The 23,467-nt window shown below is 43.1% G+C and carries 27 protein-coding genes and 2 pseudogenes; 28 read left to right on the top strand and 1 reads right to left on the bottom strand.

What is annotated here, in order from left to right:
* Nucleotides 1-294 precede the first annotated feature (294 nt).
* The 28 genes and pseudogenes from M1D90_RS16390 to M1D90_RS16255 all read left to right on the top strand — a co-directional run bounded on the left by M1D90_RS16390 (nucleotide 295) and on the right by M1D90_RS16255 (nucleotide 22,059).
* Complete coding sequence (locus M1D90_RS16390) at nucleotides 295-525, top strand: VRR-NUC domain-containing protein (RefSeq protein WP_197063014.1); 231 nt, start codon at nucleotides 295-297, stop codon at nucleotides 523-525.
* Nucleotides 506-1,861, top strand: a complete 1,356-nt coding sequence (locus M1D90_RS16385; protein WP_224146091.1) for an SNF2-related protein — start codon at nucleotides 506-508, stop codon at nucleotides 1,859-1,861. The genes M1D90_RS16390 and M1D90_RS16385 overlap by 20 nt, the downstream gene beginning before the upstream one ends.
* A gap of 157 nt (nucleotides 1,862-2,018) precedes the next feature.
* Complete coding sequence (locus tag M1D90_RS16380; protein ID WP_224145905.1) at nucleotides 2,019-2,186, top strand: hypothetical protein; 168 nt, start codon at nucleotides 2,019-2,021, stop codon at nucleotides 2,184-2,186.
* Nucleotides 2,187-2,223: 37 nt separating this feature from the next.
* Entirely contained in the window at nucleotides 2,224-2,472 is a 249-nt protein-coding gene (locus M1D90_RS16375) for a hypothetical protein (protein ID WP_224145906.1), read from the top strand.
* Nucleotides 2,473-2,638: 166 nt separating this feature from the next.
* Nucleotides 2,639-2,938 (top strand): HNH endonuclease, encoded by a 300-nt coding sequence (locus tag M1D90_RS16370; protein WP_268015810.1) that lies wholly within the window; start codon nucleotides 2,639-2,641, stop codon nucleotides 2,936-2,938.
* Nucleotides 2,939-2,943: 5 nt separating this feature from the next.
* Entirely contained in the window at nucleotides 2,944-3,096 is a 153-nt protein-coding gene (locus tag M1D90_RS16365) for a hypothetical protein (RefSeq protein WP_456282883.1), read from the top strand.
* 105 nt (nucleotides 3,097-3,201) lie between these two features.
* Nucleotides 3,202-3,555 (top strand): P27 family phage terminase small subunit, encoded by a 354-nt coding sequence (locus M1D90_RS16360; protein WP_208738730.1) that lies wholly within the window; start codon nucleotides 3,202-3,204, stop codon nucleotides 3,553-3,555.
* A gap of 25 nt (nucleotides 3,556-3,580) precedes the next feature.
* A complete protein-coding gene (locus tag M1D90_RS16355) occupies nucleotides 3,581-5,284 on the top strand; it encodes a terminase large subunit (protein ID WP_396021748.1) in 1,704 nt (567 codons plus the stop codon).
* 13 nt (nucleotides 5,285-5,297) lie between these two features.
* Entirely contained in the window at nucleotides 5,298-6,497 is a 1,200-nt protein-coding gene (locus M1D90_RS16350) for a phage portal protein (protein ID WP_317985344.1), read from the top strand.
* Nucleotides 6,498-6,510: 13 nt separating this feature from the next.
* The gene (locus M1D90_RS16345; RefSeq protein ID WP_268343719.1) at nucleotides 6,511-7,092 is read left to right on the top strand and encodes an HK97 family phage prohead protease; all 582 of its coding nucleotides are present in this window, start codon (nucleotides 6,511-6,513) and stop codon (nucleotides 7,090-7,092) included.
* A complete protein-coding gene (locus M1D90_RS16340) occupies nucleotides 7,055-8,329 on the top strand; it encodes a phage major capsid protein (RefSeq protein WP_456282882.1) in 1,275 nt (424 codons plus the stop codon). The genes M1D90_RS16345 and M1D90_RS16340 overlap by 38 nt, the downstream gene beginning before the upstream one ends.
* Nucleotides 8,329-9,018, top strand: coding sequence for a head fiber protein (locus M1D90_RS16335; protein WP_456282881.1), 690 nt, complete (start codon nucleotides 8,329-8,331; stop codon nucleotides 9,016-9,018). The genes M1D90_RS16340 and M1D90_RS16335 overlap by 1 nt, the downstream gene beginning before the upstream one ends.
* 13 nt (nucleotides 9,019-9,031) lie before the next feature.
* The gene (locus M1D90_RS16330) at nucleotides 9,032-9,319 is read left to right on the top strand and encodes a hypothetical protein (protein WP_456282880.1); all 288 of its coding nucleotides are present in this window, start codon (nucleotides 9,032-9,034) and stop codon (nucleotides 9,317-9,319) included.
* On the top strand, nucleotides 9,306-9,620 hold the full coding sequence (locus M1D90_RS16325; protein ID WP_456282879.1) for a phage head closure protein: 315 nt from the start codon (nucleotides 9,306-9,308) through the stop codon (nucleotides 9,618-9,620). The genes M1D90_RS16330 and M1D90_RS16325 overlap by 14 nt, the downstream gene beginning before the upstream one ends.
* Nucleotides 9,607-9,960 carry a hypothetical protein gene (locus tag M1D90_RS16320; RefSeq protein WP_039072622.1) on the top strand — a complete coding sequence of 118 codons (354 nt, stop codon included), beginning with the start codon at nucleotides 9,607-9,609 and terminating at the stop codon, nucleotides 9,958-9,960. Before M1D90_RS16325 ends, M1D90_RS16320 begins: the two co-directional genes overlap by 14 nt.
* Nucleotides 9,957-10,286, top strand: coding sequence for a hypothetical protein (locus M1D90_RS16315; RefSeq protein WP_456282878.1), 330 nt, complete (start codon nucleotides 9,957-9,959; stop codon nucleotides 10,284-10,286). Before M1D90_RS16320 ends, M1D90_RS16315 begins: the two co-directional genes overlap by 4 nt.
* A gap of 2 nt (nucleotides 10,287-10,288) precedes the next feature.
* Nucleotides 10,289-10,876 carry a major tail protein gene (locus M1D90_RS16310; protein ID WP_456282877.1) on the top strand — a complete coding sequence of 196 codons (588 nt, stop codon included), beginning with the start codon at nucleotides 10,289-10,291 and terminating at the stop codon, nucleotides 10,874-10,876.
* Nucleotides 10,876-11,232, top strand: coding sequence for a hypothetical protein (locus tag M1D90_RS16305; protein WP_039072625.1), 357 nt, complete (start codon nucleotides 10,876-10,878; stop codon nucleotides 11,230-11,232). The genes M1D90_RS16310 and M1D90_RS16305 overlap by 1 nt, the downstream gene beginning before the upstream one ends.
* Nucleotides 11,233-11,461: 229 nt before the next feature.
* Nucleotides 11,462-12,622: pseudogene (locus M1D90_RS16300) on the top strand (DUF2207 domain-containing protein); the annotation flags it as partial.
* A gap of 1,547 nt (nucleotides 12,623-14,169) precedes the next feature.
* Entirely contained in the window at nucleotides 14,170-15,405 is a 1,236-nt protein-coding gene (locus M1D90_RS16295; protein ID WP_039072626.1) for a distal tail protein Dit, read from the top strand.
* 14 nt (nucleotides 15,406-15,419) lie between these two features.
* Nucleotides 15,420-18,110 (top strand): phage tail spike protein, encoded by a 2,691-nt coding sequence (locus M1D90_RS16290; protein WP_052252249.1) that lies wholly within the window; start codon nucleotides 15,420-15,422, stop codon nucleotides 18,108-18,110.
* A gap of 14 nt (nucleotides 18,111-18,124) precedes the next feature.
* Entirely contained in the window at nucleotides 18,125-18,622 is a 498-nt protein-coding gene (locus tag M1D90_RS16285; protein ID WP_039072627.1) for a hypothetical protein, read from the top strand.
* Nucleotides 18,591-18,887 carry a hypothetical protein gene (locus M1D90_RS16280; protein ID WP_039072628.1) on the top strand — a complete coding sequence of 99 codons (297 nt, stop codon included), beginning with the start codon at nucleotides 18,591-18,593 and terminating at the stop codon, nucleotides 18,885-18,887. The genes M1D90_RS16285 and M1D90_RS16280 overlap by 32 nt, the downstream gene beginning before the upstream one ends.
* Nucleotides 18,887-19,120 (top strand): hypothetical protein, encoded by a 234-nt coding sequence (locus M1D90_RS16275; RefSeq protein WP_039072629.1) that lies wholly within the window; start codon nucleotides 18,887-18,889, stop codon nucleotides 19,118-19,120. The genes M1D90_RS16280 and M1D90_RS16275 overlap by 1 nt, the downstream gene beginning before the upstream one ends.
* A 37-nt stretch (nucleotides 19,121-19,157) precedes the next feature.
* The gene (locus M1D90_RS16270; protein ID WP_039072630.1) at nucleotides 19,158-19,568 is read left to right on the top strand and encodes a phage holin family protein; all 411 of its coding nucleotides are present in this window, start codon (nucleotides 19,158-19,160) and stop codon (nucleotides 19,566-19,568) included.
* 58 nt (nucleotides 19,569-19,626) lie between these two features.
* On the top strand, nucleotides 19,627-20,646 hold the full coding sequence (locus M1D90_RS16265; protein ID WP_456282876.1) for an N-acetylmuramoyl-L-alanine amidase: 1,020 nt from the start codon (nucleotides 19,627-19,629) through the stop codon (nucleotides 20,644-20,646).
* A 208-nt stretch (nucleotides 20,647-20,854) separates the two neighbouring features.
* Nucleotides 20,855-21,928, top strand: a complete 1,074-nt coding sequence (locus M1D90_RS16260; RefSeq protein ID WP_039072708.1) for a Rap family tetratricopeptide repeat protein — start codon at nucleotides 20,855-20,857, stop codon at nucleotides 21,926-21,928.
* Complete coding sequence (locus M1D90_RS16255) at nucleotides 21,928-22,059, top strand: hypothetical protein (RefSeq protein WP_263431646.1); 132 nt, start codon at nucleotides 21,928-21,930, stop codon at nucleotides 22,057-22,059. Before M1D90_RS16260 ends, M1D90_RS16255 begins: the two co-directional genes overlap by 1 nt.
* 132 nt (nucleotides 22,060-22,191) lie before the next feature.
* Here M1D90_RS16255 and M1D90_RS16250 read toward each other — a convergent pair.
* A pseudogene (locus M1D90_RS16250) lies at nucleotides 22,192-23,445 on the bottom strand (SLC13 family permease); the annotation flags it as partial.
* Nucleotides 23,446-23,467: the final 22 nt, after the last annotated feature.

The raw sequence follows: 23,467 nt of genomic DNA, 5'->3' as shown, positions 1-23,467 counted from the left end.
CCATGGTTTATGTCCATGTTTTCAGACCATGGACATATCGTAAAGCCAGGCATACCAAGGGGTTATCTATATATATGTCCATGATGTCCATGAATTCTATATAAAAGATATATTAAAGAATATAGCGTATATACGTATGAAAATCTCTATAATCTCTTTATTTCAATAGTCTATATAGGGGCATGGCCATATGGACATCATGGACATAAGCATAAAAGGAGTGAGGCCGTTTTGCAGGAAAGTCAAATAGAGCGATTCTTTAAAAGGGAGGTTGAAAAGCAGGGAGGCAAAGCGATGAAATTCGTATCACCCGGATTATCAGGTGTGCCGGATCGCCTTGTCCTGTTACCGGGAGGAAGAGCCGTCTTTGCCGAAATGAAGGCACCAGGTGAGCAGCTGCGGCCATTACAGGAAAAGAGAAAACGGGATTTAGAGGCTTTGGGCTTTGAGGTTCATGTTTTAGATTCGCATGAATCCGTAAAAGCCTTTGTGGGGAGGTTTTTCAGTGAGATTCACACCGCATAAATATCAAGAACACGCCATCCAGCACATTATTGACAGTGAAGCTGCCGGGCTTTTCCTTGATATGGGTATGGGGAAAACGGTAAGCACATTAACCGCCGTGCAAGATCTACTTTATGATTATTTTGATGTATCGAAGGTTCTTGTCGTAGCACCTTTGAGAGTGGCGGAAGACACATGGGGCCGAGAGACAGAAAAATGGGATCATACGGCAAATTTGAAAGTCTCAAAAGTTTTAGGCCCTGAATCTTCACGGATTATGGCCCTGCATGAGAAAGCCGACATATACGTTATTAATCGGGAAAATGTCGAATGGCTTGTAAACTTCTACGGCAAGAAATGGCCTTTTGACATGGTTGTGATAGATGAGCTTTCGAGTTTTAAATCTTCTAAGGCTAAAAGATTCAGAGCCTTAAAGAAAGTCCGGCCTTTCATCAAGAGAATTGTCGGGCTAACGGGTACGCCGGCACCAAACAGCTTAATTGATCTATGGCCGCAAATGTATTTATTGGATCAAGGTGCGCGCCTGGGTAAAACGGTCACAAAATACAGGGAAACCTATTTCCAGCCCGATAAACGAAACCGAACCATTATTTATAGCTGGAAATTAAGAGAAGGCGCCGAACAGGCTATACATGAAAAGATTTCAGATATCTGTATCAGTATGCAAGCTAAAGACTGGCTGGATCTGCCTGAAAGGATCAACAACATTGTAAAAGTGAAAATGCCGGAAAAAATAAAAGCAAAATATAAGCAGCTAGAAAAGGATTTACTTCTCCCGTTTTTAGATGGTGATATCGTGGCCGACACAGCTGCCGTTCTATCAAATAAACTGCTTCAGCTAGCAAATGGCGCTGTCTACGATGAAAACGGAGAAATTCGAAGGTTGCATGATGAGAAATTGAATGCGCTTGAAGACATAGTGGAAGCAGCAAACGGGAAACCCATCCTGGTTTTCTATAACTATAAGCATGACAAAGACCGCATCCAGCAAAAGTTTAAAAAGGCCAAAACCTTAGAAGATAGCAGCGACATCGAAGCCTGGAACAAAGGGAGAATTGAAATGCTATTAGCCCATCCAGCATCAACGGGTCACGGGCTCAATCTTCAAGATGGAGGGCATATCATCGTCTGGTTCGGCATGACGTGGAGCCTGGAACTGTACCAACAGGCAAATGCGAGATTAGACCGGCAAGGCCAAAAACACAGTGTTATTGTTCATCATCTTGTGACTGAAGGGACAGTGGACGAAGACGTCATGAATGCTTTGGAAGGGAAAGCAGTTGGGCAAAACGCACTGATGGAAGCAGTTAAAGCGAGATTGGAGAAAATCAATTGAATAAGAGAAATTTTGGGCTCCCAATAAAATTGGGGGCCTTTCTTAATTGGAGCTTAAAAGCATATCTATTGATAAGTTTTACTTATGTTGAATTTACGGGAGAAGCGCCTTTCCCTTATCAAAGGCGAATCCGGATGCGGAACAAAGGTGTTGAGGAATGAAGCCGAACGAGAGGAACATTCTGAGCCTGGATAGCAGCCAGTCTGCGGCAGCCGCATCGGGGGATAGTATTTTCGTTTTACCAAGCGATCTTACTATATTTGGCTACCTCTCGGAATATATGAAGATTGCAACAAATAATTTAGTGCAGGAATTAAACCCTTAAATGTTGAAGTGTAGATACAAAAAGGGGGTTTATAGATATGGGAATGTTTAGCCCGAAAGGTAAAAGCTTAACGAGTGAGGAATACATTGAGAAATATGATTTATCTGGCTTGAGTCAGCAAGATGTAGTTCAGAAGATAGCTAACGATCTTACAGCTAGTGGATTAACTAAGGGGAGCTTATCTAAAGCAAATGTTAATTTAGAGGCACAAGTTTTATATCTGGAAACGATAGTAGAACAAAACTGGTTAATCTTGAAACAGCTCGAAAAGCTTAATAGTAAATAAAGCACCCAGTAAAGGGTGCTTTTTATATTGTCTGCAAACTGGCTCCAGTGAATCTCAGACAAGACTATTGGCGGCCGAATGCCTCTGAGTGTGGGGCCAGTTTAGAGACAATAAACTCAGGCGCTTTCCCAATCGGGGAGGCGCTTTTAATTGTGAGGTGGGGGATATGAAACAGACTAACCCATTCTATAAATCTAAGCGGTGGGAGGATAAGAGGAGGAACATCTTACGCCGTGATCAGTATGAATGCAGAGAGTGCAGGAGGTATGGGAAGGCAACAGCTGCCACGATGGTTCACCACATCTACCCACTGGAGCAATACCCTGAATATAAATTATCATCTGTTAATCTAATCAGTTTGTGTAGCAAGTGCCATGAGAAGATGCACACAAGAACCAACAATGAGCTGACCGAACTTGGAAGGCAATGGATTGAAAGAGTAAAAGATAAACTTGAAGGGGGATGAAAGGGATGGAGCCTGTAGATCTATTTAAAAAATTAAGAGATGTTAGCGATGATGTTGTTAATGTGCTTGAAGGTGAAGGTGCAGATGATGAAAAAGAGCTTGAAAGAGTACTTGGAAGATTTTTTATTTTGATGATGGAGATTGAAGGACTCAAGTAGCCCCCCACCCTCAAGCTGAAAAAATTTTCGTCTTGGGGACCGAGAGGGGGAACTTTTTCCAAGGGAGCGGCTCTCCAAAAACTTTTTTTTGGGAGGTGAAGACGAGTGTCAAAAGTACCGACGAAAGAAACAATCAAAAGGCGCACAATTGCAGACATGAAATCTTTGGGAGTCCACAAAAGCGCGTATAATCGCTTAATTGACATATATGCTGATGCTGTCCATCAGTATTTACTGGCGCAAAAAGAGTTTGAAGAAGGTGGCTACCAATATGAGACGGAAACAGCCGCAGGGGGCACTAAAAAATCTGCAATTGTCGCAACTATAGAAAATCTCAGGAAAGACATTCTGGCATACTCCGACCGTCTTTGCCTAAACCCTAAATCTACCCAGACAGGGAATAGCAGCCCCGGGGAGAAAAAATCAAAATTAGCAAATGTGTTACGCAGACGTGAATGACGAATACAAAAACTATACCGCGATTATGGAGTATGCTAAAAGCGTTGTATCTGGGGAGAAAATAGCGGGCCGTGAAATTATCCAGGCTTGTGAGAGGTTTTTAAGCGATTTAGAAAATGATAAATATGATTTTAAGCCTGATGATGCTGAATATGTCATCGAGATTATCGAAAATACATTCGTTCATGATAAAGGAGAGCGCTTAGACGGCACGCCATTAAGGGGCGAGCCTTTTTTATTGGAGCCTTGGCAAAAATTCATCATATATAACTTATTAGGGTTCTTTTATAAGGACTCAAGGATTAGGCGCTATAAAGAGGCGTTTATTTTTATACCACGAAAAAACGGAAAGACAAGATTTGTGGCCGCTTTATCCTGGGCGCTTGCACTACTTGAGATGAAATCAGGATCGACCATTTATATTGTAGGTGCTGCATTGCGTCAGGCGCTTCAAAGCTTTGATTTTATCAATTTTAATTTGGCGCAGATGGGCGAGAAAGGTACCTTTCGGGTGAGAGACAATAACCAAGAGCATAGTATAAGCGGCGAGCTGGAGGGCGGGTCTTTGCATATTGAAGCGCTGGCCGCTAATCCGGATACGCAAGATTCTTTGAACAGTAATATTGCGATTGCGGACGAGCTTCACGCCTACAAAACGCCGAAGCAGTACAACATTATCAAAGAATCGATGAAGGCGTACACGAATAAGCTTATGATTGGCATTACAACCGCCGGAGATGACATGACAAGCTTTTGTTTTCAGCGGCTTCAGTATTGCAAAAAGATATTGGATAAGACGATCACGGCGGAACATTACTTCATATTCATTGCAAAGGCTGATGAAGGGGAGCGCGGTGAAGTCGATTACACAAACCCGATACAACATGAAAAAGCAAACCCAAATTACGGGGTAACAATTAGGCCGCAGGACATTTTAGACGATGCCCTGGAGGCGCAAAACGATCCGCAGCAGCGAAAAGATTTCTTGGCCAAGTCTGTAAATATTTTCACCTCAGCCATGAGAGCTTATTTCAATATTGATGAGTTTAAAGCGTCTGATCAGCAATACAAATGGACATTGAAGGATTTAGCAAAACTTAAAATTGATTGGTATGGCGGGGCCGACTTATCGAAAATGCACGATTTAACCGCGGCCGCATTGTACGGGACGTATAACCATAAGGGAAAAGAGATAGATATTGCTATCACGCATGCCTGGTTCCCCGTAGTTACGGCACACCAAAAGGCTGAAGATGACGGCATACCATTGTTTGGCTGGAAAGATGACGGCTGGTTAACCATGTGTAATACGCCGACCGTAAATCATGACGATGTTATTAAATGGTTTCTAGAAATGAAAAAACGAGGGTTTCGGATTAAACAGGTCGGCTTTGATAGAAAATTCGGTGCTGAGTTTTATCTAGGCATGAAGCAAAAGGGTTTCAAGATTGTGGATCAACCGCAGTATTTCCATAGGAAGTCTCAAGGCTTCCGCAGGATCGAAAAGAAAGTAAAGGATGGGCTTTTCTACTATCTGCATTCCCAGGCCTTTGAATATTGTGTTCAAAACGTACATGCGATAGAAAAGACAGATGACATGATCCAATATGAAAAGGTTATGCCTGAACAACGAATTGACATTTTTGATGCGGCGGTTTTTGGAGCCGTTCGAAAAATAGAAAACATGGAAAGGGCCACGTCTGCTTCTGATTGGCTCGGGAAAGGTTAAAGGAGGTGAGACAGTGAAATGGTTTAGACGGACTTTTGGACGAATGCGGACAAGATCTGAGCCAAGCAGCGTCATGAGCTGGTTTTTAACACAGGATGCCAATGACACGCTATGCGTACCAGGATATACAAGGCTTTCAGACAATCCAGAAGTAAGAATTGCGGTTGATAAAATCGCAGATCTTATTTCCTCTATGACAATTCAGTTAATGCAAAATACAGATGATGGTGATGTAAGAGTAAAAAACGCACTATCAAAGAAGATCGACATAAACCCATACAGTCTCATGACTCGTAAAGCCTGGGTTTACAATATCGTTAATACGATGCTATTAGAAGGTGACGGGAACTGTGTTGTTTTCCCGAAAATGAAAAGTGGCTTGATAGATGAGCTTGTCCCTTTGGCTCCCTCTAAAGTCAGTTTTACGGATACAGACACCGCCTATAAAGTGTTGTATCAAGGCAAGCCTTATAACTATGATGAGGTGCTGCATTTCACCATAAATCCCGATCCGGAAAAGCCCTATATGGGAAAAGGGTATCGAGTGGTGTTAAGGGATATTATTGATAATCTAAAGCAAGCCACAAAGACAAAGAAAGGATTCATGTCTGACAAATGGAAACCAAGCATTATTGTTTCCGTAGACGCCATGACAGAAGAGCTTGCAAGCGAAGAAGGCCGTGAGGAGATACTCCGGAAATATATTTCGGAAACCGGCGGTGGGAAACCTTGGGTTATCCCTGCGGATCTTGTGAAAGTTGATCAGGTAAAGCCTTTGTCATTAAAAGATTTGGCGATTAATGAAGCGGTTGAATTGGATAAAAAAACAGTTGCAGGCATCCTCGGGGTTCCTGCTTATTTTCTTGGCGTTGGCGAGTATAAAAAGGAAGAATACAACAACTTTATTAATTCCCGGATTCTCCCGATCGCTCAGGGAATGGAACAGGAGTTAACGCGCAAGCTGCTAATTAGCCCTGATATGTATTTTAAATTCAATCCACGGAGCTTATATGCTTATGACTTAAAAGAATTGGCCGATGTAGGATCATCTCTTTACGACAAGGGTCTGATGTGGGGTAACGAGGTTCGGGATTGGATCGGCCTTTCACCAAAAGAAGGTTTGAATGAATTGGTCATCTTAGAAAATTACATCCCAGCTACACAGATTGGGGATCAAAACAAACTGAAAGGCGGTGATGACAATAGCGAATAGAGAGGAAAGGCAAATGCGAAGCATAGCCGCAGATCTCAAGACAAGGGCTGAAGAAGATGAAATGACCATCGACGGATATTTTGCCGTATTTAATTCAGTCACAGAGTTGTTTCCAGGAGCTTTTGAAGAAATCGCGCCAGGGGCTTTTGATAAAACTTTAAGTAATGATATTCGGGCGCTAATTAATCATGACACCGCTCTTGTTTTAGGGAGAAATAAGGCGGGGACGCTTGATCTAAAAGTAGATAGCCGCGGCCTTTGGGGCAGCATTCGTGTAAATCCAAATGATACTGACGCAGTCAACCTCTACGAGCGAGTTAAACGTGGCGACGTTGATCAGTGTTCACTTGGATTTAATATTTTGCAGGAAGAAACGGACTTCCGTGAAGACGGAACTGTTAAATGGATTCTCAAAGATATTGACCTACATGAAGTGTCTGTAGTCACTTTTCCAGCTTATGATGCTACAGGTGTACAAGCAAGGAAAAAAGAAGTGCGGCAGCACGAAGCACGGAAAATGGAGAAAAGAAAAAATCAGTTAAAGGAGCGGTTAAAAAATGGCGTTAAAACAGCTAATGATCCAGAAAAAGATTGAGCAGAGAAAATCTTTGCTGGATGGCTTGAAGAAGCAAGAAGAAGAGTTTGCAACACGTTCGGCCGAATTGGAAAATGCAATTAATGAGGCGAAAACGGACGAAGAAGTGAGCACGGTTGAGGAGGAAATCAATAAACTTGAAACCGAAAAAACGGATGTAGACAGCAAAAAAGCAGGACTTGAGGAAGAAATTTCAGAGCTTGAAGGGGAGCTGGAAAGCCTGAATGAAGCTGCACCAACAAATCCAAATGCTGAAGAGAGGGGATTAAAGAGCATGTCAAAAGAGAAAAGAAATTTAAAGAGCGAATATTTCACTAGAGAGGTGCAGGATTTTTATAGCGAATTGCGTTCACGCTTAGAAGCGCGCGCAAACGGTCAAGTGCTTCCTCCAGGTGAATCCGGAGCTGAGTTAATCATTCCGGACATTGTTGTAAACCGTATCCGTGAACGTATTGGAGACTTTACAACGCTTTATCCACTGGTTGATAAAGTTAAAGCAGGCGGCCGAGTAAAATTAATTCTCGATGTTGATGCGGGGGAAGCTACTTGGCTAGAAATGCGGGGGCCGCTGCCAGAAGAAGATGATTCAAAACTTACTGCTGTTGAGTTTGATGGATTCAAAGTTGGTCGTGTGGTTTATATTGACAATTCATTACTTGAAGATTCTATTATTAACCTAGATGAATACTTGACGAAACGTATTGCACGATCTATTGCGAAAGCAGTAGACAAGGCCATTGCAGTTGGTGAAGGGGCTCCGGCAAAACAGCCAGAAGGGATTATTCCAGCGATTCCAAAGGCTAACAAAGTAACTGCACCACCAACCTACGCCGATATTGTCCCGCATCTTGGGAAAATTGATACAGGAGAGGATGCAAGCGGCGAAATTATAGCTGCTATGCACCGCCAAACTTATTATGCTAAGGTTGCTACACTCACACTTCATGTAAATTCAGAAGGCCAAGACGTGGTGCAACTGCCTAATTTGGCACAACCAAATTTTCTAGGATTAAGAGTAGTTTTTAACAACTATATTCCAAAAGATAAAATTATTTTTGGGGATTACGAGTATTACACACTGGTTGAACGTGAAAGCACACGTGTTGATATGTCAGGGCATTATAAATTTAGAGAAGATCAAACAGCGATTCGCGGCGTTGGCCGTTATGATGGGAAACCTGTTAAGCCAAAAGCATTTGTGGAAGTCACTTTACAAGACGGAGGTGTGGAAGGCTAATGGCTACATTTAAAGCAATCGTTACAGAAGATATCCCAGCAAATAGGCTTTTGAATAAAACCAGTGGAGAAGATGGCATTGAAATTGCTGTCGCTAAGGATGGCGACACTCCGGAATTTAGATCTACTGGAGAGTTAACAGCTGGTCAAGAAGTTACAGTGAATGTCTTGGACAGCCCGATCTGGAAAGTGGAAGCCGGAGCCGACATTAAAGCCGGTGAACAGGTAAAGGTTGGCACCGATGGCACGGTTGTCCCTGCGGCAGAAGACACAGGCCTTGGCTATGCAACTGCTGCCGTAAGCAAAGGGGATCTTGCTAGCATTGTATGGGGTGCCGGCGGTTCAGGTGGAAGCGTCGGGCCTGGTACAGTCGGAACTGATGATCTTGAAGACGAGGCAGTCACCCACCAGAAATTAGGAGTTAATGCCGTACTCAATAAAAATATTGGTGATGGCTCTGTTCAAAACAGAAATATCGGAACCGGAAGCGTGCAAGAAAATAACATCGGGGCCAAGGCTGTGCCTTTAGACAAGCTGGGGGATGACGTGACATCCCTTTTAGACAAAAAGCTTACAGCCTCCCAAGCAGCCGCACAAGATGACAGCACGGCGAGCGATGTTGAAGGCCTTGTGGCTGATCTCAATGCCTTGCTGGCAAAACTCAAGACGGCAAAGATCATGGCATCATAAAGGATGCGTTTAAATGGACAAGGATCAAGTTTTACAGCTCGTCAAAGCACGCCTTGGCATAAGTATGGCGGTTAGGGATACGTACCTGGCCGCCATTATTGATGGTGTTATAAAAGAACTGACAGATGAAAAAGGGATCATTCTACAAGATGATAATGCTAATCACCTGATGTTTGTCGTTGACTATTCCGCATGGAGATATCAAAACAAGGACAGCACAGGAGCTTTGCCACGTCATCTACAGTTTAGACTGCACAATCTTTTTATTCATAACGGTGGTGGCGCTGATGGCGACGTATGATCATGAATTAACGCTAATTCAGCAGGATTTTGATAGCGATAAAATCGGTAATCAGATCCCAACTGAAACTAGAACTACCGTTTTATGCAGTAAAAAGTCTGTCACCCGAACTGAGTTTTATAACGCTGCTAACAGCGGGGCGAAACCGGTTTTAGTGTTTACGGTTCACAGCTACGAATATAACGATCAGCAAAAGGTTGAATTTGAGGGCCGGCCATATTCCGTTATTCGAACATATGAGAATGACTTTGAAGAGATTGAATTGACTTGCGAAAGGGTGATTGGGAATGGCAAGAAATGATATCGCGCGGGAGATTTCGCAAGCCTTGAAAGGGTTCACTACGGAAGTTGAAGAGGGTTTGGAGCGGGAGAAAGAAAAAGTGGCAAAAGAAGGAGCCGGAATTTTAAAAAGAACTAGCCCGAAGGATACAGGGAAATATGCCAGGGGCTGGCGTGCCAAAAAATACGGCCGTGCCTGGGTAGTTCATAACGCGACGAAGCCGCAGCTCACGCACCTTTTAGAAAAGGGCCACGCAAAACGGAACGGCGGAAGGGTTGCTGGAAAAGAACATATTCGTCCAGTTGAGCAGAAAATGATAGAAGAGTTTGAGGCAGCAACAGAAAGGCTGATCAGGGGATGACATTAGCAGAATTAAAGAAATTGCTTGAGGCCACGGGATATCCTGTGGCCTATTCCCATTTCAATGAATCGGCTTCAAAATCGCCGCCTGACCCGCCTTTTATTACGTATTCAGCTCCCGACACATCAAATTTCATGGCTGATAACAAGGTTTATAAAAAAATTACAAACGCTCAGATTGAGCTGTACACAAATATCAAGGATCTGGAAGCGGAAGCAAAACTGGAACAGCTGCTAGACGGGAGCAACATCCCTTATGAAGCGGACGAAACGTGGATTGAATCTGAACAACTGTTTCAAAGAATATATGACTTAGGAGTGATTTAATAATGCCAGAAAATAAGGTTAATTATGGCTTACAAGATGTGCATTATGCACCTTTTACTGTAGAAGATGGCATAGTCACGTATGATAAGCCAATCCCTATCCCGGGAGCGGTTGAACTATCACTAGAGCCACGCGGCGACATGATCGAATTTTATGCAGATAACATGCTTTATTACTCTGCAAGTAATAACCAAGGTTATGAGGGTACGCTCTCTATTGCGAATATCCCTGAACAGTTTGCAATTGATGCCCTGGGCGAAGAAAAAGACCCTGATGATGGGGTCATTAATGAGCTAGCAAACGCAAAACAAAAACCATTCGCGCTGCTATTTCAGTTTGAAGGAGATGTGAAAGCGACAAGGCACGTCATTTATAACTGCACAGCTAACAGGCCAACCGTCTCCTCATCTACAAAAACAGATTCTGTAGAGCCTACACCAAACGAACTGACATTTGTTTCGGCCCCGCGCCCCACAGATTCAGCAGTTAAAACCAAGACCACGCTATCTACTCCGGCGGCGATTTATGATGCTTGGTACGAAAAAGTTTATCAAAAAGCCGGTACTGGCGGCGGGGGAGTTGAAGGTTAATGGAAAAAACACTGACAATTGATGGCCGTCAGGTTCGATTTAAATCAACGGCGGCTACCGTACTAAGATATAAAGCACAATTTGGCAGGGATTTCTTTGCTGATTTACTCAAAATGGCTCCGTTGACGAAACTACAGGAACAGGGCGTTACCACTGAAAATATGAATGCGGAAATTATGAAATTGGTTGATTTTGAAGTGCTTTACAATATTGCCTGGGTTTTGGCGAAGACAGCAGATAAAACAATAGCTGAACCGGTTGAATGGCTCGATACATTTGATGAATTCCCTTTAATGGATATTCTCCCGGAACTGCAAGAATTAATTGAAAAAGCTTTAGGCACTAAAAAAAAGTAGAAGATGAAGAATCGGACGGTGAACCTCTCACCACCGATTCTTTTTTGTTTATGTGCAAAAGAGTCGATCTGACTTTACCGGAAATGGAACTGATGACCATAGGCATGTGCCTTGACTATATGGATGAGTTTATTAATCAAAGCAACCCAGACAAAAAACCAAAAGCGCGAAAAACAAGAAAAGCCACCCAAGCAGATTATGACAGCTTCTAAACATAGGGGGTGAGGTGATGGCAAAGCGGATAAAAGGCATCACAATTGAAATTGATGGAGAAACAAGAGGATTAGACAGAGCGCTCCAAGACGTAAATAAACGCTCTCAAGATGTTAACAAGGAATTGCGCGAAGTTGATAGGCTATTAAAATTTAATCCCGGAAATACAGAACTCATCGCCCAAAAACAAAAATTGCTTGGTGATCAAGTGGCTGCAACCAGGGATAAATTAAATCGGCTAAAAGATGCACAAGCGCAAGTACAACGCCAGTTTGAAAATGGTGATATTGGTGCTGAACAGTACCGGGCCTTTCGGCGAGAAATCGTAAAAACAGAAAGTCAGCTTGAAAAATTTCAAAGAGAACTGGCTTCCGTGGATGACGGCCGGGATCTTGAGAATCTACAGCAGGACATGCGAGGTGTTGAAAAGGAGACAGACCAGGCAAAATCAGCAATCGGAGATCTAGGAACCGCTTTAGCCGGTGCTGCTGCTGCTGGTGTTGGCGCAGCGACTGCAATAGATAAAGCCCTGGACTTTTCCACCTTGGATACTCAAATAGATATATCGTTTAACGTTCCGGAGGAATCAAAAAAGTCGGTCAAACAAGCTGTGAAAGATGTATCTGCTTATGGCGTAGACGCAGAAGAAGCGCTGGAGGGTATTCGCAGGCAGTGGGCTTTGAACGCAAAGGCAAGTGACGAATCAAATGCAAAGGTCGTTAAAGGTGCGGCCGCTATTGCGAAAGCCTATGCCGGTATTGATTTCACAGAACTCATTCAAGAGACAAATGAAATATCAAAAGCCTTGAAAATCTCAGATAGTGATGCTTTGGGGCTTACTAATTCCCTGTTAAAGATCGGATTCCCGCCAGAACAGCTTGACATTATTTCTGAATACGGAACACAACTGAAAAATGCCGGCTACGATGCCGAAGAAATCCAGGCTATTATGGCCGCCGGTGTCGAGACTGGAACGTGGAATATTGATAACTTACTTGACGGTTTAAAAGAGGGCCGTATCCGGGTTTCTGAATTTGGGCAAGAAGTGCCGAAAGCCGTTAAGGGGCTTCTTGAAGGAACAAACATATCAGCTAAACAATTGCAGAAATGGGGCCAGGAAGTTGCGAAAGGCGGCGAAGGCGGAGCACAAGCCATGCAAGAAATCGCAAAAGCACTTAATGGCGTAGATAATGAAACGCAAAAAAATCTATTGGGCGTACAGATTTTTGGAACGATGTATGAAGACCAAGGGCAGAACATTATTGATACGCTTTTAAATGCGGAAAATCAAACGGTCAGCCTTAAAGAAAATACAGACGGTTTAAACTCCTCTGTGCAGTCATTAGATTCTTCACCCGCTGTTTTAATGCAGCAAGCCTTTAATGACATTCAAACGGCGCTTGGCCCATTGCTAGAAAAGATTGCGGGTTTTGTTGCAAATGTTGCAAGTTGGGCATCCAAAAATCCGGAACTCACAGCCACCATTGTTGCGGTTGTATCAGCAATTGGAATCTTACTGGGAGCATTAACGGCAATCACTCCAATCATAACCGCCTTGGCGTCTTTGGCGGGTGTTCTTGGGGTGAGTATTGGAGCAATTTCGGCCCCCGTCCTAATCGTAATCGGAGTCATCACAGCGTTAGTGGCTATATTTGCTACACTTTGGGCGAATTGGGATTCGATAAGTAAATTTTTGGTTAATAGCTGGAATTGGATCGCGCAGCAATCCAGCCAAATTTTTGGCTCCATCGCTAGCTGGTTCAGTTCGATTTGGTCAAGCATAGGCCAAACTTTTAATAATGCTGTCAGCAAAATTAAAGAATGGGTAATTGGTAAATTCCGCGATATCGTTAGAGGGATGCAAGAAAAAATGAACTCAGCCAAAAGTACGATATCTAGTATTTGGAATGCTATAAAATCCTTCTTTTCCAATACGGTTGGTCAAATTTGGAGCAATACGGTTTCAAAGTTTACAAGTCTTGTATCTTCAATAGGCTCAAAAATGTCCGCAGCAAAAAGTAAAATATCTAGTATTTGGAACTCGATAAAGGGGTTCTTTTCTAGAATCGTCGGAAATATCTGGTCAGTCGTGAGCAGTAACTTTGGAAGAGTTGTCAGCACCATAGGATCAAAAATGGGGAGTGCCTATTCAACTGTAAAGACCATTTTGGGTAATATCAAAAGCTTTTTTAGTGGCATCAACTTATACAAAAGCGGAAAAGCGATCATCCAGAGTGCCATAGACGGCCTTATGGCTATGAAAGACAAGATACTCAGGAAAGTTAACGACATTGTCGGCGCCGTTCGTGATTTCTGGCCCTTCTCTCCTGCAAAAAGAGGCCCGTTAAGTGATATTGACAAAATGGATTTTGCTGGGCCCATTGAGACTTCACTAAAAAAAGCAGAAAGTCCATTAATCAGATCGACAGACAAGTTGGCAAATGATGTTCTTCAGTCCCTTTCTAACATGAACGCTCCCGTCGGAATCAACGGCGAATTGGGTACCGGTTTAGCCGAAGTCAATGCCGCCGGCGACATGTCCGCAGTTGTCCAAGCCATTCAACAGTTGTCAAAAGCTGTTTTAAATCAGCCTGTTGAGGTGGCCGTCCAAAGTGTCCAGGCCAGTTTGGATGTTAATGGACAAAGGCTTGCTCAGACAATCGAAAAAGACGTGACGAAGGCGCAACAGCGGCGAAATTTCAGGGATCTACGGAGGTATAAATAATGTTTACCTTCAATGGAGTAAGTAAACCTTTTGTACGCATGATGTATGACGGAAATCAGCGCCCGATGTGGGCAGAAGTAGACCGGGATTTAATAGAAATTCCAGGCCGTCCAGGAGCCTTCCTGAGACAAACAAAAACCAAGGTGCGAGAACTCTCAATACCCATAATGATTGATGGCGTTTCTGATCTTCAGAAAGCAAAAGAAGAGGTAGCGGAGTGGTTGGTCACAGATAAGCCAGAGGCGTTGATTTTTCCGGATGAACCGGACAGAACATACTACGCCATGGTTAACGGGACGGCAGAGCTGGACGAAATATTTAAATTTGGAAAAGGGACAGTTACTTTTATATGCCCTGATCCATACAAATATGGTGCGGAACAATCATTCACTATTGGCGCGCCTTTAGACCCAGATACAAACCAGATCAAAAACGGCGATTTCAGAGAGGGAAAAGATTATTGGTATTCTACCAACAATATAGGCGAGGTTGTCCCTGTGTCTTCTGATCAGATTGAATTTAAACACGCTTTTGAAATCAAACAACCCAATGTTTATCTAATATATTATCTTGATGATCCAATGTGGTGGGTAGGCAAGAAAGGATATGCCTCATGTTGGGCAAACGTACAAAATTCTGCTTTTGATACAGGAAACGGCGCCGTTTTGTATTTCAGAGCAAGAAAAAAGTCTGATCAATCCTATATTTATTTTCAAAGTGATCAAAGGCTTAATGGCGACACTAACGGATGGATACAAATTTCTTTTCCTTTCGATTTCTCAACCATCACAGAAGAAATTGACCAGCTGTATTTTGCCATTAGCACGGCCGGGGGATTTACAGTCGTAGAAGCTCAATTTACCGGGTTCATGGTGACTTTCACTGACGAATTAACACCATGGATACCGGATGGGACTGGACATGTCAAGAGTAATGGAACGGCTCCGACTCATCCAATAGTTGAATGTACATTTACAGAAGCGGCTGAAGGGTATGACGTGCAGCTCTTAAATAGCGATACAAGCCTAAATAAAGGGGTGTCCCTGGCTTTTGATTTCATAGCAGGGGACAAACTTGTTATTGACTTTTCAAAGCGCCTGGCGACACTAAACGGTGAAAAGAAAAACACCGCTTTTCTTATAAAATCCGATTTCTATCAGATTCCGCCAAAGAAAGATACGTTAATACGAGCGACACAGCCAAGCACCATAAAATTTAAAGACAGATACTTATAAAGGCAGGTGATCTCATGGCGGATTTATGGATTTTAGGCAAAAATGATAAAACGCTGGCCGTCTTATCTAGCGAAGCCGAAGGCGCCTGTACTTTTTGGGGGGCACCGTTTAGAGAAGAATTAAACCAGGGGTCAACCTTTAAGTTTACATGTGACCGAACGCATTCTGATAGTAAATATGTTGCGCAAATGAACCAAGTCGTCTTTAAAGATAAGGACGGCTTTTTTCGTCTCTTTAAAATCCGTGAGATTGACCGGGACAGTGGGCCGGACGGGAAAGAGAAGACAGCCCATTGCGAGCCCGCAGAAATGGAATTACTTGAAAAAATTATTGATGATGTGCGGCCGCAGAATACAACACAACAGGATGCACTTAATCGTGCGTTAGTGGGCACAAGATGGAAAGGAAATGTAACAGCGGACTTTGGCATTAACTCAACAAACTTCTATCACATAAGCGTGTATGAGGCTATAACAGAGATCATTAAAGTTTGGGGCGGCGAATTAAGATTCACTATCGAATTTGATGAAAAAGCTAATACTATCACGGAACGTGTCGTAAACATCGTACCGCGTCGCGGCGAAGATGCGGGTGACCGTTTTGAGGTCGGATACAACATCGACAGAATTCATGAAACGGTTATGGCTTATCCGGTAACTGCTTTATATGGCTGGGGTGCAAGTGAAGAAACGGAAAACGGTGGACATACCCGCTATCTTAACTTTGCTGATGTCGAGTGGAAGGTTTCAAATGGAGATCCAGTTGATAAGCCGAAAGGCCAAAAATGGGTTGAATACCCGCCGGCTAAAGAGGAATACGGAATAGAAGAAGACGGCACTATTCTAAATCTGGAAGGTCAATGGCAAGATGAAAACATAAAAGATGCTGAGGAGCTTCTTCAAAAAACTTATGAACAGCTGGTTAATGCAGCATCAAAAATACAATCAAATTATGAACTAGAAGTCGTTTTGCAAGATGAGTCTGTATCATTGGGTGACACGCGTCTTGCACTGGATCGCACTACTCCTGATCCGATTGAATTTTCTGGCCGAGTGATCGCTTTAGAATACGATGTGTCAGATCTGGCTGTTCCGGCCAAGGCTGAAATGGGGCAGTTTTTGGACGTTTATGAGCCTGATAAACGCATTGATGACATTGAAGATCAAATAAAGAATATCGACCGTGACGTGACGGTGACGGATGAAAATTTTCCGGATACAAAGCCGCCAACACCTACCAATGTAACGGCCGAAGGACGTTTTGCAAAAGTTTCGCTTTCATGGGATTTTGAACCCTATTCATATATTGCGAAATATGAGGTTTATGGCTCCCAAGTAAAGGATTTCACGCCGGATACCACGAATAAAACCAACCTATTATGGGCCGGTAAAGAGGGCGGATGGGTTCATGAAGCTGATGTAAATCAAGTTTGGTACTATCGTATCCGTGCCGTTAATACTCACGGAACAGCGAGTGATTTTACCGCTCAGTATTCGGCTGCCACAGTACGGATCGGAACGAAACATATTGAATATCAGTCGATTACAAACGCATTAATGGGTGTTGCGGCCATAGATACCGCAAATATAGCTGACGCAGCTATCACTAATGCGAAAATTGATAGTCTGATAGCTGACAAGATCAAAGGTGGCATCTTGTCCGGTGTTATCGTTCGAAGTGATAATGACCAGGGCGACACAATCGAATTAAAGGACGGAACGCTCATATCTAAAATAAACAGCCGAGATATGATAAAAATGGCTAACTTTAACCTTTATTTTTACGATTCTGGCGAGCAAGCACCTTCACCTGATTATAGGGAAGTTGGGAGATTAGCGAACGCTTGGGATACCTCCGACCCCTCAACGCGTGGATTCGCAGTTAATGGGAGAAAAGATTATTTGAGTCTCGGAAGGCAAACAGCAGAGAGCACTTCTCAACCTGCTTATCGCTTAGATTTTAACGACAGATCTACTATTTTAGCCGGTGCTATTAAAGAAGACGGCAAATGGAATGGAAGGTTATCGCTCCGCTCAACCTATCTTGCTGATTGGGGCAAAATCGGAAAAAATTCATATGTTCCTCAAGTGGCAATAAGCAATTACAATGAAGGCTCAACAAAATGGGGCGGCGTGTACGTTTACACTGGTCGATCTTCTGATGCCCCCGGCGGTTCAAATAAACGTTTTGGTTTTGAGGTTTGGCAATATCAAGGGACAGGGTCTGCTGTGGAGCAACTCTTTAAAATTGATAGGTCGAGCACTGGCCAAGGGAATTTCATGGCATTTTATGGGGATACCGCCTATCTACCCTATAATGTTCGTTTAGAATCTGGGGATTCGTCAAAAAATGGTGTTCAGGGAATGGGCCTTTCTTTGAGCAACACAACTGCGGATGTGAGGGGGGATCTTACATCCAATGCAACTATGCGTATTTATTATTGGGATGGTTTAACGCTCAATAATGGTAGTGGTTCCACCGCATGGGCGGAGGCAAAGCTTGATATAGGAAGCAACGTTGAAAAGATATATTTTGCTACCGTTATCCCATACGGAAACCTTAATGATGGAATTGTATGCGGGATCCAAGGGATGTCAGCCGGGAACCATTTTATAAATGCAAGAGTGCGCGGAACTGGCGCGTATAATGTAAAAGGGTATACGGTAACACGTTTGATGTTTCTTTATATTTATGAGCCGAAATAGAAAGAGGGATAGAATTGCTTCATATTATTAATTTGTTTGGCCGAGATCTAAAAACGTCCGGGTTAGAAGTTGAAAGTACAAATGAGACCGTTGTTTTCCATGATTATGCCATAACGCTGAATGGGAAAAGTCAGCGGATGGAGGCTATTGGCTTTAATCTTGAAGGAAGTACAGATAGACGCATTCTATATAAACTGTATTTAATTAAAAAAGATGATGAGCCTTTAAACTACCATTTGACAAGAGCTGAATTAGATTCGGACGGATTTAGCACAATTGATGATCCACCAGATGTCATCTATCTACTGGCTGAAATCTATATTGAAAGAGACGGAACAGTGGCCGGCGTCGTCTATAATTCTACAGATGAAGTCCCATATTCCAAAAATGCAGATCTTATGAAGCTGCCGACTCAATTCAACATAAGGATTGACGAAAGTATTTTTGATCAAAATGATCCAGGACAGGAGCGTGATGAAGATGTTCCGGAAATTAGAACCGGAGAACATTAAAGCAACTGAACCTAGGGAAACAACTAGCGAAAAATTGATACGGCAAAACATCACATTACAAAGGGTGATGATCAGCCAGTTATTGAATGACGGAAACCCACTTCCTGCTTATGAGTTATTTTGTGATTGTTGGGAGAACGGCACAATAACCACGGCTCAGTTAAATAAAGCTTTGTCTGACGGCCTGGTCACCCAAAGCGATTATAACCAAATTACAGCATCCCCGCGTGGCGATGCAATTCCAGATGAAACGGGGCAAATATAATGAGTCAAAACAAACCAACTTATGAGCAATTAGAAGAAAGGGCAAGATTTGTTGAATATAAATGTTTATCCTTACAAGAAGAATTGTCAAAGGCTTACGATTTAATAACGAACGTCCAGGCTTTATATAAAATGGAGCACGAGACAGTCGAAAAACTTCAACAGGAATTAAAACGGATGGAAGATGAACTGATGAAAGTTAAACAAAAGCCTAAACCAAAAGCGGCGAAATAAGCGGCTTTTTTTATTTTGCCTAAAAGGAGGAAGTAAATTGGATCAATTTTATAAAGGTGTCATTGCTGTTGTGGGTGGAATTGCCGGATTTCTTTTTGGAGGTTGGAGCGTGCTGCTTACTATTTTGAGTGTACTTGTGATCATTGATTATGCAAGCGGTCTGGTAGCTGCCGGAATAAACGGGGAAATGAAAAGTAAAGTCGGATATATCGGCATTACTCGTAAAGTATTTGTTTTTGCTATCGTTGGGGTTGCTCATATGATTGATTTGCTACTTATTGAAAACGGGATTGAAATGGGCTTTCTTGTCATGACGGTAACGATCGTATTCTACTGTGTCAATGAACTGATTTCCATTACTGAAAATGCTGGTAAAATGGGCGTTTATGTACCGGAGCCGATCACTAAGGCGATTGAAGTTTTAAAACAGCAGAATAAAACGAAATGAGGTTGCTGTCCGGCAGCCTTTTTCTTTTGCATTAATATTAAGAAGGGATTGATCAAATATGAAAAAAATATGGTTGGATGCAGGACATGGCGGCACAGACCCGGGCGCAAGCGGCTACGGACTACAAGAAAAAGATGTCGTCCTGAAAATCGTGAAATACGCAAAATCTTATTTAGAAGCCAATTACAAGAATGTACAGGTGAAGATGACGCGTTCGTCTGATGTCTTTTATGGATTGTCGAAGCGGGCAAGCATGGCTAACCAGTGGGGCGCCGATCTGTTCGTTTCTGCTCACGCCAACGCCGGGAACGGAAAAGGAACTGGATTCGAGACATTCCGATATAATGGAACAGGCGGCAACACTTTAAAATTTCAGGAATGTCTACACAAAGAAATTCTGTCAACAATGAAAGCTTTTGGGCAAATTTCCGATCGAGGATTGAAACAGGCGAATTATGCAGTTCTCCGCGAAACCCGTATGCCAGCAGTCCTCACGGAAAACCTGTTCATTGACCGCAAAGAGGATGCGGACAAACTCAAGGATTCCGGCTTTCTAAAGGCAGTCGGTGAAGCCCATGCGCGCGGTATCGCGAAATATCTCGGCTTGTCTGGCGGAACGAGCAAGCAGCCAGCAGCATCAAAACCGAAAAAAGAAGCACCGAAAAAGAAATCATCTTCCAGCGGTGGACGGGCAATCGTCAAAACCATCCAGTCTACTTTAAACAAGCGGTACGGATTAAAAATTAAGGTGGACGGTTACCCAGGGCCGGAAACACGAAAAGCCTTGCTAAAGGGGTTCCAAACTGAATTAAACAAACAATTTAATGCCGGTCTTGTCGTTGACGGACTTTGGGGGCCGAGAACTCGTGCAGCTGCCGTTAATGTACGTAAAGGGGCGAAAGGAAACCTTACCTGGATTTTGCAGGCGCTCTTGATTTGCAAAGGGTATGACGTGAACGGCCTTGATTCTATCTTTGGTAGCGGACTTCAGAAAGCCGTCAAAGCCTTTCAGAAAGCAAGCGGGCTTTCCGCTGATGGTGTTCCTGGAAAGGCAACCTGGACAAAACTATTCAATTAATTGGGCTCTCTGATAGAGGGCCCTTATTTTTTTTTTTATGTTCTTTCTCCCTTCTCTCATCTAGTAAAATATGGTTGTCAAAAAATGATTCTTTTTGTAAAATAATTACCATGCTATCAAGAGAATGTAAAATATTTTAACTTATCTGAAAAATTAAAATCTTGCGAGAGAGGAAGGAAGAAGGGTGGAAAAAATAGCTTACGAAAAGATGGGGCAGAGGATTAATGATTGGTACAAGATAATTAAACAAAACGACATCCCCAAAGCTGCTGAAATGAGGGAGGAAATTAAAAGAAACTTGCCTCGTATGGAAAAGAACCAAGATGTGTTGATCTATTTTAATTTGATTGATTCCCGCTTTAAGCTTTTAATAGAAAAATATCATGAATCGGGGGAGTTGTTAGCAGAAATCAACCTGGAATCCTTAGAAGCTAAGACCGATCACATGATTCAATATTATTTTTATTTTTTCTCAGGGATGTACGAGTATTACAAAAAGAACTTCACAAAGGCAATCAACTTTTACAGAATTGCTGAAAACAGATTAATTAAAATAGATGATGAAATCGAAAAGGCAGAGTTTCACTACCAAATGGCAATTGCATATTATGAAATAAGGCAAAATTTCTTTTCTTTAAACCATGCAGAAAAAGCGTTAGAATCATACCAAGCTCATGAATCTTATACAAACAGAGTCCTTAAATGCAAAATGATAATTGCCGCCAATCAGGTTGATTTGGAGCGATTTGAAGAAGCTGAAAAACTTTATAAGGTTGTGTTGTCGGCAGCTTCTTCATCCGGTGATCTCCTGACAGAAAGTTTTGCGTGCTTTAATTTAGGGGTTTGTTATGAGCGGAGGAGCCTATTATCAGAGGCTAAAAGGTACTTTGAGCAAGCAGCAGATATTCATGAGCGTGAAAATTCGGTTTTTGGTATCCGCAGCATGTACATGTTAAGCCGGGTTAACTACAAACTAAATTTAGCTGAGGAAGCCCGTAAGTGGTACAGCAAGAGTCTTGAAAGGGCTATTAAGGAAGACGACAATGTTTATAAAGCCAAACTTAAAATCATACACTCATTATATGATCAGCATGATTTGCTTTCCATTGAAACTGCACTGGAGCAGTTGAAAAATAAAAAGCTATGGTCAGATGTTGCAGACCTCACGTTTAACATTGCAATTTATTACAAAAAGCAGGGGGATAGCGATATTGCGGCGAAATACTTTGAGGAAGCATGTCATGCTAAAGATCAAATTCTTAAACTAACGGAGGAGTTATGATGAAAAAAGTAAAAGCGTTGATTGCTATTGCTATTCTTGGAAGTGTTGTGGCCTTTGGTCTTTCAAACACCTCAACCCTTACTGACGAGCAAGCAACAATGAAGGTTGCTGAAAATGCAATCTTTGGTTAGATTATAATTGAGTCCCTTCTCAAATTGGGAAGGGACTTTTTCTTTTAAAAAAAAACGGCCTTAGTGAATGAGAGGGGGGAGTTGTGCCCCTTCTCTTATTTAATGTGTTTTTTAAATACATATGTCTATTATCGGTGGAGGCGTACCGCCGCCGACCCAAATGGCTGAGATTTGGCCGAGTGCGGTCAGAACGGCCGGGTTGCCGTCAACGGCCGCAGCAAACATCGAAGCAGCTGATCCGGCTAGAGATATTCCTGAAAAACCGGAGCCGTCAAGACCGGTCACCGCTCCCGTGACAGTGAGCGCCACTGCGGCGAGCTCTGGAGAGAGCGGGACGCTGTGGGCAAAAGCTGAACCGAGGTCCTGCACGATCCTATTAGAAAAACCGGGTATCTCGGCTGTCAGTACTTTTTCGAAACCCGCGTCGCCCAAGTAAAAAAAGGCGGCGATCGGAATGACGGGGGCAAACACTTTAAAGCCGAACTGAAATCCGCGAATGAAATAACCGGTGATTTTCTCAAGACGACGGTGTTTGTGGACGATAAAATGAATGAGAATCATGACGAAGACAGCTGTTCCTCCGACAAGCGCCGTCGCTTCGTCTCCTTGCAATTCCAGGATCAGCATCGCGGCGATATCCCCTAAAAAAATGACCGGAATCATCAGTGCGAGCCATTTTCTTGGGGCTGGGGGAAGAAGCCATTCAGGCTCGCTTTGCCGCCGCTCACTGTTTGCGGCTGCTTGATTGTCTTTCTCTTTCCTGAGCATAAAAAAGGCTGCCGCCGTTGTCGAAATGCCCATGATCAGGACGAGCGGAACGCTTGCAGACATCACTTCTGCAACGGACAGTCCGGCTGCATCTCCGGTCAATTTAGGCGCCGCCTGGATGATGTAATCGCCTGATAGAGCGAAACCGTGGCCGAACAAATTCATGGCGCACGCTACCGCTATCGGGGAGAGGCCGGCTTTCAGCGCGGCAGGCAGGAGGACGGCGCCGATCAATGCGACAGCCGGGGAGGGCCAAAAAAATGAAGAAATGATAAACATTAAAGCTCCGGTGATCCAGTAGGCCAAGGCAGGACCTTTCATCCATTTGGCGATCGGAGTGACCATTGCTTCATTAACGCCGGTCTTTGCCAGCAGTTCGCTCATCGAAACGGTAAAGCAGATGATGAAAATGGTCGGGAGAAGTTCTCCGGCGGCGTAGATTAAGCTGTTGAACAGGCCCATCACAGAGGCAATGGCAGAATGGGTCGCCGCTAATGAAATGAAAAAAACCCCGGCAAGCGATATAAAGGTGGTATCAAGACGAAGAAGCATAAATGCGAGAATTGCAGCGATAAAGCCCAAATATATAAAGTGAACGGACGTTAATTCAATTTCCATTTCCCGATCCCCCCGTTAACAT

Source organism: Bacillus sp. JZ34, assembly GCF_053903205.1.
The sequence above is the reverse complement of the archived record's forward strand: the minus strand, read 5'-3'. Positions and strand labels throughout refer to the sequence as shown.